The organism is Ruegeria sp. HKCCD6647-2, assembly GCF_057221075.1.
Map to the genome: position 1 here is coordinate 1 of NZ_JBWVBD010000006.1, position 12,197 is coordinate 12,197.

General features: G+C 56.8%; 10 protein-coding genes and 1 pseudogene. 4 read left to right on the plus strand and 7 right to left on the minus strand.

Annotated elements, in window-relative coordinates:
• Nucleotides 1-182: pseudogene (glyA, locus tag AC2TDJ_RS16070) on the plus strand (serine hydroxymethyltransferase); the annotation flags it as partial.
• 81 nt (nucleotides 183-263) lie between these two features.
• Here the strand turns inward: glyA and AC2TDJ_RS16075 are convergent.
• Nucleotides 264-638 carry a hypothetical protein gene (locus AC2TDJ_RS16075; protein WP_480843678.1) on the minus strand — a complete coding sequence of 125 codons (375 nt, stop codon included), beginning with the start codon at nucleotides 636-638 and terminating at the stop codon, nucleotides 264-266.
• Between the two features lie 46 nt (nucleotides 639-684).
• Between AC2TDJ_RS16075 and AC2TDJ_RS16080 the strand changes: the two genes are divergently transcribed.
• Nucleotides 685-1,485, plus strand: coding sequence for an alpha/beta fold hydrolase (locus tag AC2TDJ_RS16080; protein ID WP_480843680.1), 801 nt, complete (start codon nucleotides 685-687; stop codon nucleotides 1,483-1,485).
• On the opposite strand, the gene AC2TDJ_RS16085 is transcribed toward AC2TDJ_RS16080, so the two are convergent.
• The 6 genes from AC2TDJ_RS16085 to AC2TDJ_RS16110 all read right to left on the minus strand — a co-directional run bounded on the left by AC2TDJ_RS16085 (nucleotide 1,486) and on the right by AC2TDJ_RS16110 (nucleotide 10,282).
• Nucleotides 1,486-1,674 (minus strand): hypothetical protein, encoded by a 189-nt coding sequence (locus AC2TDJ_RS16085; RefSeq protein ID WP_480843682.1) that lies wholly within the window; start codon nucleotides 1,672-1,674, stop codon nucleotides 1,486-1,488. It lies immediately after the preceding gene.
• Between the two features lie 83 nt (nucleotides 1,675-1,757).
• A complete protein-coding gene (locus AC2TDJ_RS16090; RefSeq protein ID WP_480843684.1) occupies nucleotides 1,758-2,150 on the minus strand; it encodes a rhodanese-like domain-containing protein in 393 nt (130 codons plus the stop codon).
• An 85-nt stretch (nucleotides 2,151-2,235) separates the two neighbouring features.
• The gene (locus tag AC2TDJ_RS16095; RefSeq protein ID WP_480843686.1) at nucleotides 2,236-3,576 is read right to left on the minus strand and encodes an HlyD family type I secretion periplasmic adaptor subunit; all 1,341 of its coding nucleotides are present in this window, start codon (nucleotides 3,574-3,576) and stop codon (nucleotides 2,236-2,238) included.
• A gap of 9 nt (nucleotides 3,577-3,585) precedes the next feature.
• Nucleotides 3,586-5,886 carry a type I secretion system permease/ATPase gene (locus tag AC2TDJ_RS16100; RefSeq protein WP_480843687.1) on the minus strand — a complete coding sequence of 767 codons (2,301 nt, stop codon included), beginning with the start codon at nucleotides 5,884-5,886 and terminating at the stop codon, nucleotides 3,586-3,588.
• 37 nt (nucleotides 5,887-5,923) lie between these two features.
• Nucleotides 5,924-7,879 (minus strand): type I secretion protein, encoded by a 1,956-nt coding sequence (locus AC2TDJ_RS16105; protein ID WP_480843689.1) that lies wholly within the window; start codon nucleotides 7,877-7,879, stop codon nucleotides 5,924-5,926.
• 129 nt (nucleotides 7,880-8,008) lie between these two features.
• Complete coding sequence (locus tag AC2TDJ_RS16110; protein WP_480843691.1) at nucleotides 8,009-10,282, minus strand: hypothetical protein; 2,274 nt, start codon at nucleotides 10,280-10,282, stop codon at nucleotides 8,009-8,011.
• Nucleotides 10,283-11,006: 724 nt separating this feature from the next.
• Here AC2TDJ_RS16110 and AC2TDJ_RS16115 point away from each other — a divergent pair.
• Both AC2TDJ_RS16115 and AC2TDJ_RS16120 read left to right on the plus strand, forming a co-directional pair.
• Nucleotides 11,007-11,618, plus strand: coding sequence for a helix-turn-helix transcriptional regulator (locus AC2TDJ_RS16115; RefSeq protein WP_480843693.1), 612 nt, complete (start codon nucleotides 11,007-11,009; stop codon nucleotides 11,616-11,618).
• Complete coding sequence (locus tag AC2TDJ_RS16120; protein WP_480843695.1) at nucleotides 11,611-12,108, plus strand: hypothetical protein; 498 nt, start codon at nucleotides 11,611-11,613, stop codon at nucleotides 12,106-12,108. The genes AC2TDJ_RS16115 and AC2TDJ_RS16120 overlap by 8 nt, the downstream gene beginning before the upstream one ends.
• The last annotated feature ends 89 nt before the right edge of the window (nucleotides 12,109-12,197 follow it).

A 12,197-nucleotide genomic window follows, 5' to 3' on the forward strand; every position in this document is an offset into this window, starting at 1 on the left:
CGCCCGCCGGCACCACCCGCGGCTTTGGTGAGGTCGAGTTCCGCCAGATCGCCGACTGGATCATCGAGGTAGTCGACGGCCTGGCCGCCAATGGCGAAGACGGCAACGGTGCCGTCGAGGCCAAGGTCAAAGCCGAAGTCGCCGAGCTCTGCAAGCGCTTCCCGATCTACCCGAACCTGTAATCTATTCGGCAAAAAGCTGAAAACGGCGTCCAGATTAGGCGCCGTTTCTTATTTTGTTGAACGCATTCTTCACCTAAGTGGTCAGATGAAATCTTGCCAACGCAGGATCACAAGAAACACAGTCGCAAGAGCCAGTAAACCGAGCGCCATTGAGCCGAGAATACTCAGAAACAGACCCCAACGGCGATCCGCAAGATTGATGGAATTCAGGTGGGACTGCACCTCATCCGACGCTTTCTGAAGTGCAGGGGTATCCAGAATCAACCTCAGCTTTGGGTGTTCGACCATTGGCTCGGCACTGGCGAGCACCAAAGCCTGTTTGTAGACCTTGCGCGGTAGTCGCCGCTTTGCCCGCCGAACGGATGCAGCCAGCGTTTTGTCGCGCACGCCGAGCTTTTTGCGCAGCAACTGGATCGTCTCGGATATCCGGGATTGGATTTCGGTTTCCTGCGACATGAGCCCTCCTGAACGGGCAATTTAGCTGTGGGTGGGGCGGGGGACAATGGGGCTGGTTACTCCGCCCGGTGAAAGGTATCACGGCAATATGCTGAACACGATCATTCACGGCACGCCGACACAGAAACCGCCATTGTTGATTGCTCATGGCTTGTATGGCTCGGCCCGGAACTGGGGCGTCATTGCCCGCAGGCTTTCAGATGAGCGGCAAGTGATCGCCGTGGACATGCGCAATCATGCCTACAGTTTTTGGGACAGTCATCATGATTATCCCCATCTCGCCAACGATCTGGCCGAAGTGATTGAGAGTATTGGCGGTCAGGCAGATGTCGTCGGGCATTCCATGGGGGGCAAAGCCGCAATGGTATTGGCCCTTCAACATGGTGAAATGGTGCGCAAGCTTGTTGTCGCCGACATCGCGCCCGTTTCCTACGGCCATAGCCAAATCCAATTCATCGAAGCGATGCGTGCCGTTGATATGTCACGTGTCGAAAGACGATCGGATGCGCAGGAACAGTTGTCCGAACTGGGCGTCGACACCGCACTGCAGAGCTTTTTTACGCAATCGCTGGATACCGAACAAAGGAAATGGCGTCTTAATCTGGATGTTCTGGCCGAAGAAATGCCCAAAATCATGGGCTTTCCGGACATCTCATCCTCCTGGGACGGTCCGGCACTGTTTCTGTCCGGGGCCGCATCTGACTATGTGCTGCCCGAACATCGAGACCGCATTCGCAGCCTTTTCCCATCCGCCAAGTTTGCCAAGATCTCCGGCGCCGGTCATTGGCTGCATGCCGAAAAACCGCGAGAGTTCGAGGCCGCGGTCCGGGCATTCCTGAATGCCTGACTACGCGGCGTCTTGATACAGGCGCTTTGCCACCAGCCAGGATACCGGCGCAGCCACAACAGCCCCTGCCGCGGCTGCCGCAAGAATGGCCATGGCTGAAACCATACCAGCCGACAAAACGGCGATTACGGCGGTCCCTGCCGTGGCGGTAGCGATCAAAGAGTACAACATGGCGGCAAGGCGAAACATGTCAGTCGTCCTATCCGGTGGCAATTGAGATTCACATAGCAACAACTGAATGCAACTTCCTTGATCTGCATCAGATCAAAGGGTTACATCCCCGAATCCACCGGACCGACCACCTTGCCACCGCCATTTACCCAATCCGCGAAACCGCCGAGGTTGTAGACCTGTTCATACCCCATTTCCCTGAGCAGCTTACCCGCCAGTGCGGCACGCCCGCCCGAGGCACAATGCAGGATTATCGGGCGATCCTTGCGCAGTTCTGCGTCGTACGAGGGCAAATCCGGGTCAGCGCGAAACTCCAGCATCCCACGCGGGATATGATGCACCCCAACAGCGCGTCCGGCTCGTTCCAACTCGGGCGCATCGCGCACATCCAACAGCAGAGCGCCCTGCTCCAGCAGGTTTTTCGCCCGATTCACGTCGATACGTTCGACCACGGCGTTTGCAGCCTCGAGCATGGTTTTGACCGTCAGCGGCATGAGCATTCCTCCAGTTCTGATCTGGCCAGAGGTTAACATGCAATTTTTCGAAGATGTAGCCGTGTCGGGGCCGATCGCACGAACGTCAGTGTTCCCGAAACGCACGGGACATGCTGTCGACCACGGGTTTGGCGATATAGGCCGCAAAAGTCCTCTCTTCTGTCTGGATCATGATCTCGGCTGGCATTCCCGGGGTCGGGACAAAACCGCGAACACGTTCGATTTCGTCAGCTGTCAGGGAAATACGCGCCAGATAGACCTCTTGCGGAACACCGGCCGAATCCTCGAGCAACGCGTCGGCCGAGACGTAAAAGACTTCACCGCTCAGCACCGGTGTGGTGCGTTGATTAAGGGCCACCAGACGCACCGTTGCGGATTGCCCGGTTACTACGCTGTCAATTTCAGTGCGCGGTATCTGCGCTTCGATGATCAGCGGCGCATCGGCTGGCAGGATTTCTGCGATAGGTTCACCGGTTTCGATAACACCGCCCGGCGTATGGTGATGCAGACGAACGACCGTTCCGGTCACAGGCGCACGCACAACGGCGCGGTCCAGAACGCTGCGCGCCTGACGCGCTTTTTCACGCACGCTTTCCAGATCAGCCTCGATCACGCCCAATTCGTCCAACGCGGCTTCACGATAGGCAGATCGGGTTCGCGAAATCTGTTCCTCGTACTTCAAAAGCATCTGGTTGACTTCAGCCGTTTCGGCCTGCAAACGCGCCAGTTGGCCTTCGGCCTCGGCCTGAACCCGGCGGATCGTGTTCAGATCACCTTTGCGCACTAACCCTTTTTCGAACAAGGATTGTTTCGTGTCGAACTCTTCCTGAAGAATATCCGACCGGCGTTTCATGCTGATCAGCTGTGCTTCAAACCCCGATGCGCGTATCCTCAGCGCCTCCATGTTGCGTTCCAGCAGAGCGATGTCGTTCAGCAAAGTTTTGCGCGACACGTCAAAACTGAGCTTCTGACTGTCGAGAATGGTCATTACTTCGACATCGCTCGACGCTTCGATCAGAGCGGGCGAGAAAGTCAGTTGCTCTTTTTCGCTGTGCTCGGCCAACAGGCGTTCGGTCATAGCCTGCAAGCGAATCTTGCGGATGAACAATTCGCGCTCATTGGCTTGTGCAGAAGTCTGGTCCAGCGTCATCAGAACCTGACCGGCTTCAACCGCCGCGCCTTCCAGCACCAGGATTTCCTCGATAATCCCGCCCTCAAGATGCTGCACGATCTTGTTTCGCCCGGTGGCGACAAAGCTTCCCTGGGCGATAACCGCAGCGGCCAGCGGAGCACTGAACGACCACACGCCAAAGCCACCAAAACATACAATCAACATCAGAATTCCAATTACGATCAGCTTGTTGATCGAGCGTGGGACCTCGGAATACCAAAGGGTCGGGTCATCGGTTCGAGCCAGGTCGTTCATCACATCCCCCTACCTTTGCAACTCGGGCTTACGTCGGTGGCCGCTGAGTTCCTGCAAGACCTGATCGCGCTGACCGAACAGTGCAACGCGGCCATCCGTCAGCAGCATGATCTTGTCCACCACATTCAGCAGCGTGGGTTTTTGCGTGATCACGACGACCGTGATTTTACTTTCCCGCGCTTGTTCGATCGCCCGCGCCAACGCCTTGTCCCCTGCCACATCCAGGTTCGAGTTTGGCTCATCCAGAACCACCATTCGGGGGTTGCCAAAAAAGGCCCGCGCCAGTGCGATACGTTGCTTTTGCCCGCCGGACAGCGGCGCGCCGTCTGCGGCCACTACGGTTTCATATCCTTGCGGCAGTGTAGCAATCATATTGTGCACATCGGCCAGAACCGCAGCATCGTGGATTTGCTCGTCAGTCACATCAGCCCGCATACGGCCGATATTGTCCTTGATGGTTCCGGGAAACAGCTGCACATCCTGCGGCAGGTACCCGATGCTTTCCCCGAATTGGCGAGGATCCCAGTTGCGGATATCCATCAGATCCAACCGCACGCTGCCGGATGTCGGCAGAACCGAACCGACCAACGATTTTCCCAGCGTTGTCTTGCCTGCGCCGGAGTTGCCGATGATAGCCAGCGTTTCACCCGGGTTGAGCGAAAAATTGATGCCGTTCAGAACCACCCGCTTGGTGCCGCCGGGAACGTAAAGCAGACGCTCCACATCCAGCCGGCCTTCTGGGCGCGGCAGGCGCAGCTTCTCAAACTGCAGGGCAGAGTTGGAGAGCAGCGCCTTGACGCGGCCAAAAGCGCCACGCGTCAGCAGGAAGTTGTTCCAGCCTTCGATCGACCCTTCGATCGGCGCAAATGCGCGGCCCGCGATAATCGAGGCCGCGATGACCATACCGCCGGTAATCTCGCCTTGCAGGGCCAGATAAGCCCCCCAACCCAAAATCCCGATCTGCGTCAGCAGACGCACTGCCCGTGATATTGCGGCGAAGATTACGTTGCGATCCTGCGCGCGCACCTGCCACGTCAGGGATTGTGCCGTATCGCGCCCCCAGATGCGTACCGCCTCGGGAATCATCGCCAAAGCGTTTATGATCTGACTGTTGCGCGACATCGAATCCAGATGCTGGTTTGCCATCGATTGCGCCCGATTGGCCTTGGCAAACGGCTTCGCAGTCATTTTCTGGTTGATCAGGGCGATAATCATCAAAAGCAGCGCAGTAACCACAACGATCATTCCAAGCTGCGGATGCACCAAAAAGATCATCAGGATGAACATCGGCGCAAAGGGAACATCCAGGAACGAGATCAGAGTACCCGAGACAAGAAAACCTCTTACTTGCTGCAAATCGCCCAGTGTCTGGTATTCGCGGCCGTTCCCATGCAACGAGGCATGCGCGGCTGCGCTCAATACCGGTGCGCCAAGACGTGCGGCAACCTCGACAGCTGTGCGCATCAGCATGAAACGGCGCACCGCATCGAACGCTGATTGGAAGATTACGGCCCCGGCTACGATTGCCGTCAACATGATCAGCGTATCCAGTGACCGGCTGGTCAGTACTCGGTCGCTGATCTGGAACAGGTAAATCGGGATCGAGAGGATCAGAATATTCGTGGCGCAAGTCAGCAACAGAACGAATGAAAGGTTACGCCAGATTGCGCGTAGAGACGTGCGAAGCGTTTTCTGAAAATCCTCGGGCGGAGTGCGTTTGTGGAATGTCTGGGGTGGCCCTTTACCGTCACCGCCACCGGATTCCGGTCGCAACAACGGCTGATTAGCCTTGGCCTCGATCGTGGCGCCCATGCGATCTCCGCCGTCCGACGGCGCAGAGGGGGTCATACGCGCAGTCGACTGGTCGGTGGTGGTATCACGATCCAAGGTATCGGCGTTGGCCACCCCTTCGCCGCTGTCCACGCCGGAATTGTCGGTGGCAGGTTGCGGCTGCGCACGCTGTTGGGGAGGTTCGGCGCGCACTTGATGTTCTGAGGCTTGCGGTGGTTGCCCTTTCGTGCCGACAGGGTCGACCTTTGGCGATTGCGGAGGTTGCACCGCCTGTCCGGCCTCTTCAGCTTTCACCGCCTTGGTATTTTCGCCGGTCAGCGTGGTCGTGGTTGAATCCTGATCGGCGTCCGGCACACGCATTTCCCCGGTCAAAAGAAGCTCTCTGTCTGCCGCCGGTGCATTCGCCGGCTTTATGGATAGCGATTCAATGCGGGGCTTCTTGGTATTCGCCTGTGCGCCTCCGTTTCGGTCCAGCGGGCTGGAGTAACGGGTGCGGCGTGACGAAAAACAAATCGACATGAATAAACCTTTGAGTCACTCGTAACATTTACGGAAATCAGGCCAGCATGGTCTGCAGGCCATCGACTGAGTTCGCTGTCTCGGACGGGGTCAAATCCGGACCGTTCTGATCTACGCCCGCCGGAGCACCCGTCTGGTTTGGGTCATCCATCAGGAAGGCAATCGCTTCGTTGGCAAGCTCCGAACCGGTGTCGGCCTGGGGCGAGTCGATCAGGCTGGCCTGATGAATCAAGAGATCCGAATAGGTTCCGTTTGCCGCCATAACCGTCGAGTCCACTCCGGACTTGGTAATGTTGGCTGCGTTCAGCATCGCATTGCTGCCCGCGATCACTTCGGTCTGGGCGGCATTTGGCTCGCTCAGATGAATATCGTCCTGATCTGACAGCTTGGTAACTTGGTCAACGATATTAAGCTGCAACAGGTCGCCGTCGATCTTGAGCACACGCATCTGCTCCATGCCGGCGAACATCGGATCGTTCAGCAATGCATCCTCAAGAGCAGCAAGATCCGCTTTGGCAATCGCCATCGCGTCAGATATTTCTTTCTGAACGGCACCCTCGATATCCTGGCCAAGTGTGGTCAATGACGCCTGGTTCATCAGCAGGTTATCGTCGGCACCGCCCGCAGGTCCGGGCAGTCCGCCGGTAACCACATCATCATCGGCCAGGACAAGGGTCTGAAACAGCATGTCGACGGAAATCATGTCGCCGGCAATCATGATGAGGTCATAATAGCTGCCCAACTGCACGATATCAGTCACGTTGACCAACTGGTTCGCGCCCATCGTATAAAGAGTTGAGGCGGCGGTTATTTCGGTCTGAATGTGGTCGATATCGGTGGCGTCAATCGTTTGCTGGATAAAGTTCGACACGATCAGATCAGTCTGAATCCAGTCAATGTGAATTTGCGACGGCTGGCCGCCGGGATTGGTTGTGGCGTCCAACCAAGGTGCCGCTTTCGCCTCGGTCTTGATTTCAGAGGACTGGACGACATTTGTTCCTGATCCGGAGCCGGGGATGCCCTGGTCGTGATCCGAGACTACTGCAACCTGACTGATCATGGTTAGATTGATCGCCTGACCACCGACCGCGATGAACGGGGCGTCCACCCATGCAATGGTCGCAGCCACCTCGTTAATCGCAAGGTTCCCACCGGTGACCACGGTGTGCCCGTCCGCAAATTCCGGATCTTTACTTTGATCCCACTCAGCCGGAGTCATTTCTGGCCCCGCATCTTCGCTTTCGGGATCATCGGGCTGATGATACGCGGGAAGCAGATCGCTCCATTGCGGGGCCTCATCAACACGCTGCCCGTTCACAATGATGCCAACCGCGTCATCGCCGTGGAACTGGTAGATGGTTACTCCTTCCACTTCAGCCGTAATCGGCGACAGCATTTTCTGGGCCAACGCTTCGACGTACTCTACGGAAAGATAGTCCGATATCGAAAACGACGGCGCGGATAATGCGTGCAAGGACAAGGCCGTATCCAACATGACTTCGGCCTGCGCCATCAAAGTTTCGGCGTCGCGGAAATCACCCGAACCCAACGTGTCATTGTCGCGCATGAACAGGGTCTGGAATGTGTAGGTAACGGCCGATCCGATTAAATCTGTCACGATCTGGGGTTGCAGGATGACAATAGCCTGCTCCGCAGACACAATCGGCTCAACCTCTGGCAACTGGATTTCTGGCAGGTACGGCAGTCCCACAGAGATCAAAGGCCCCGCACCCACGCCTTCGGTCGGCGGAGGCAAATCCGGATTGGTCGGAGGAGATGGAAGCCGGTACGGAAGCGGGTCATATTTTCCGGGATCAAGGTCCAATTCCGCCTTAACCCTGATAGCCGATGGATCTTCCAGCTCATCAAGCTCGAACTTGCGCCGCAGCGCAGTGAACTCTTCGTATTGATCCCTCAGGCGGGCTTGTTCAATCGTAAGGTTAAAGGTTCCGATAAAATGGGCAATCGTTTCCGTAACACTGTCGAGAGACATCTGAATGATCCCTATCTCCCTCACCGGCCAGTAATTTCCGGATCTGGGTTCACTGTGCCGGGGCCGACAGTCCGGCCCCGGCGATTAGTTAAAACACGGAGGCCGAAAATGCGGCCTCCGAAACTGGTTTTAGACGTCAGTATCGTCGCTTGCGTAAGACGAAGACATTGCTCCGCCAACCATTGTCGTATCGACCGAATTGCCAAGTACGTTGGCACCCATGATGATCGACTGGTTGAAGGCCGACGTGTCGACCACGGCCGCTGCCGAGGCATAGGACTCGCCGGTCACGATGCCGTCACCGCCATTGTTCGAGCCCCAGTTGCCGCCATTGCCGCCAGCACCGCCAGCGCCTGAATAGGCGCCTGCTGCGCTACCGCCGGTAACAGTTGCACCCATGGTGTCGCCAGACATGCCGGTTCCAGTGGACGAACCGCTGGTTCCGCCGGTCGACGAAGCCATACCTCCGGCGCCGCCCGCACCCGAGCTTGCCGCGCCAGTGGCGCTGCCCGACCCGGTCGAAGTGGCGTCGTTGTCGCTGTTGGCCGATCCGCCATAACCGGCGATGGCTTCAGCAAGGCTGTCGGCTGTGCCGGTCGTCGCCGAGTCGCCCATGACGTCGGCACCACCACCCGCACCAGCGGTATTGGCGGCATCGGCCGAACCCGCACCGCTGCCGGTCGACGTCGAGGTCGGTGTGGTAGTGCCACCGGCACCCGCCACGCCATCAGCCATCGACGAGCCGGATCCCGATCCGGTTGCCGAGCCAGTCGCGGAGTTGGAGCCACCGGCGCCGCCATCCGTGTCCGTTGCTTGCGAGTTGCTGGCTGCACCATTCACATCGCCAGGACTCTGATCGATGTCTGGACCGCTGGTAGACTGATCACCAACACCCTGGGACGTCGACTCTGCCGAAGACGTTCCGCCAGTACCGGCACCACCAGTACCGGTTCCACCGGTGCCGTCGCCGCCGGTTCCGTCGCCACCAGTGCCGTCACCACCGGTTCCGTCGCCGCCTTCACCGGCTTCGGCATCAAATCCGGCGATTTCTTCCTGCAGGGCCATGATGGCCGCCTCGACTAGTGCCGAGAATCCACCTTCGCCATTGCCGCCGGTGCCGTCGCCACCGGTGCCATCACCGCCAGTACCATCACCGCCGGTACCGTCGCCACCAGTACCGTCGGCGCTGCTGGTGGAGGCGCTGTTGGCCTCGCCTTCCGCGGCATTGCTGCCGGCAGTCGCATCGTTGGCTTCGGTATCTGCGTCGCTGGAGTTATTCGCTGTCCCGGCGGTTGTCCCGGTTGCGTCGCCGCCGTTTGCTCCACTCGCAGGAGAGTAGTTGCCGGCAGAGCCATATCCTGACGCGTCAGAGCTGGACCCGTTGTCGCCGCCGTCTGCATCGCCATTGGCGTCCGAGCCCGAAAGACCGAGGCCAAGGCCAAGGCCAAACGAGTCCGCGCTTCCGCCGTCACCGCCGGTACCGTCGGCATCTACGCCAGACGAGCCGTTATTGTTTGCGTTGGAGTTACCCGTGGCGTTGCCACCATTTCCGCCGGCGCTATCGCCGTCCGCGCCCGCACCGGACAATCCCAGTCCCGCGCTGACATTGGTTGCATTACCAGAGGCACCACCGGCGCCACCTTCCGAGCTTGCACCGGCATCACCGGTATTACCGCCAAAGCCCAGCGCATGGCTGCCATAGGTGTCCGAGGCAGCCGAACCGCCATAGCTGGTTCCACCACCGCCGGAATTGCCGCCATCCGTGGACACTTTGATGCCTTCTTGCGCGTTCGCAGTGCCGCCATTGGCGTCGCCATACTGATAGAAGCCCGAGTTGTTTGACACTGACGCGTTTGACAGCGTGTCATCGTCGCTCAGCTCCGCCATCTGTTTGTTGATCGACGACATGTCATTGCCGGCACCATCAAGCGAGATGTTCAGATTCAGGTCGTCGCCCGGATCGTAATCCAGGGCGTCGCCGGCAGTAATCACGTCACCACCAACATAGCCACCTTTGCTCACGTCAACATCGACCTTGTCGTCGTCACGCGGAATCCACTCGCCACCGCCAAAATCAATGTTGATCGAGTTGGTGTTCGAGTTGTCGTTGCTGTCGTCGCCGCCATTGACGTTGGATTGATTCTGAGCCTGTTGCTGAGCCTGGTTCTGATCTTGGTCCTGGCCTTGCTCATTGCCAACCTCGGTTGACTGTTCCTGGCTCTGCTCATTCTGGTCGGCATTGTTGTTTTCGACAGCCTGATCCTGTTGTTGCTGTTGTGCGTTCAGGTCGGCATCAATCTCGGCTTCTGCAACTTCGATATCTGTTTCGAAATCAGCGTCAAGATTGTCGATATTTACTTCGTCAACGGTCGTGACATTTGTATTATTCGTATTGCGTCTCATAATAAATTTCCATCTTTCGAGCGCCAGACCGCCATTCATCTAAAAAGCGATTACAAGCGCGATTGAAACAAACCGAAAAGCACCCGCGCACAAAATCATGCGCGATTGCCACCAAAGTTTTTCTCTGTCTGCACCCCCTTTCTCGGCCAAGCCGATTCCGTGACCTCGCAGATTCCGCAAAATAAGCGGCCTGTTCACCGGTCAGGTTCAAGGACGCTTCCAAAATTGAAGCAGGTTCATCGTTGCAGCGACACAGAACTGTGACTAGCTGACCAAAAGCATAAAACCATGTAACAAGCTGTATTGAATTCGTTTTTTACAGTGGCGCCGACAAACGTGAGGCGCTGGCGCAAGAACCTAACGATCTGACCAGGGATTGGAATAAATTCAGACTTATCGCTGGGTTACAATTCAACAAGGGTTTTTTCCCTAACCAAAAGTTCTAATTTCCAGAAAAACACAATTCCCATTGGTTGCCGATTTCCGCACTTTCAGCTATAATGTGCACACATTTTAGAGACCCTTTGAACATCCTGTACCGGTTAAGTATCGCGCCCTATTTGCAAGGGACCGTTTATTAGTGGGGAAGGAAGCAATGATCGATTCATTGAAAAATAACGCCCGCAATCAGAATGATTACCCAGCAGAATTATCAGTAGTTTTTATTGGAAAGGAATTATTCTACTCCAACCAAACCCTGAGAAGTGTACAAAGCGAATTTGGAGTGCTGGCCTTTCGGTACGACAGTTTGGATACTCTACGTTCGAACAACGGCAAACAGACCCCAATCGAAAGCATTATCATAGTCGATCAGATGTTGCTGGAAGACCTGTTGGCGCGCCCCTCGGACTACACGAAAGTGGCGGCGGCGGGGTGCCTTGCGTTTGCATATCGCAAGGAGAATTCGGCCAGGTTTCTGTTCGAACACTGGGACAGGCGACATCATGGCGACATCGGCTATCTGCCGATGAATGTCGCGCCGGACGTGTGGCGCGCTATTCTGCGCCTTTTGATGCATGAGGAATTGCACCTGCCCAGCTTTGTGGCCGATTGCCTCCCGCACACGCGGGACGTGCAGCCGGAACAATCACACGCGCGAAAGACAGAGCCCAGTAAGCTCAAGCTCTATTCAACGCTGACACGTCGCGAGAAGCAGGTGCTGAAATTGGTTTCGCAAGGCAAAAGCAACAAGATGATTGCAGCCAAACTGGGGATCACCGAACACACCGTAAAACTGCACTTACATAATGTTTCCGGGAAGATCGGAGTGGGCAACCGCACCGCAGCAGCTCATTTCTTCTTCGAGGTCGCTCCGGACGAGCAGTTTCGTGACTGACACATTCGAAACCCGGTTTGACAGGCTGATCCTTCTGGTCGGCCGTCTCAACTATATGTGGACCAATACCGAAAGCTTGCTAATCCATTTGATCGCGGGCCTGACCGGGGCCAATAAAGATGTGGCCGTTATCATATTCCTGACCCTCAACACGACACGCGCGCGGATTGACCTTGTCGAACGGCTTGCCAAGATGGAGGGGAGACCCCCCGAGGTACGCGACCCAATTCTGGATCATACGCATCGCCTCACCCGTCTGGCCGCAATTCGGAACAGGTACAATCATTGCATCTATTCCTTTGACCCCGAGAGCGGGAACCCCAAGACCATTCTGATGCGCATTGCCGATCGCAAAACCGATATCAAGCTTGGCCGTGCCGACACCGTTGATGAAAAGGCCATGAAAGAGATCGAAGGCGTGGTCGACCAGCTGTCAGCCGCAAACCGCGATATCTGGCAGTTGATCCGTCAATTGGGATATCCCGTCTGATCATCCTGTAGGTGAATTTTTCAGCCAGCGGTGGATATCTTAGGTGTTGTCTCAGTACGCTCATGTTTATAACCGCTTGGAACAACGAT

Bases quoted from the DNA above. Each gene is read 5' to 3' on its own strand.
- AC2TDJ_RS16075 (WP_480843678.1), bottom strand. From the start codon at position 638: ATGTCGCAGGAAACCGAAATCCAATCCCGGATATCCGAGACGATCCAG.
- AC2TDJ_RS16080 (WP_480843680.1), top strand. From the start codon at position 685: ATGGGGCTGGTTACTCCGCCCGGTGAAAGGTATCACGGCAATATGCTG.
- AC2TDJ_RS16085 (WP_480843682.1), bottom strand. From the start codon at position 1,674: ATGTTTCGCCTTGCCGCCATGTTGTACTCTTTGATCGCTACCGCCACG.
- AC2TDJ_RS16090 (WP_480843684.1), bottom strand. From the start codon at position 2,150: ATGCCGCTGACGGTCAAAACCATGCTCGAGGCTGCAAACGCCGTGGTC.
- AC2TDJ_RS16095 (WP_480843686.1), bottom strand. From the start codon at position 3,576: ATGAACGACCTGGCTCGAACCGATGACCCGACCCTTTGGTATTCCGAG.
- AC2TDJ_RS16100 (WP_480843687.1), bottom strand. From the start codon at position 5,886: ATGTCGATTTGTTTTTCGTCACGCCGCACCCGTTACTCCAGCCCGCTG.
- AC2TDJ_RS16105 (WP_480843689.1), bottom strand. From the start codon at position 7,879: ATGTCTCTCGACAGTGTTACGGAAACGATTGCCCATTTTATCGGAACC.
- AC2TDJ_RS16110 (WP_480843691.1), bottom strand. From the start codon at position 10,282: ATGAGACGCAATACGAATAATACAAATGTCACGACCGTTGACGAAGTA.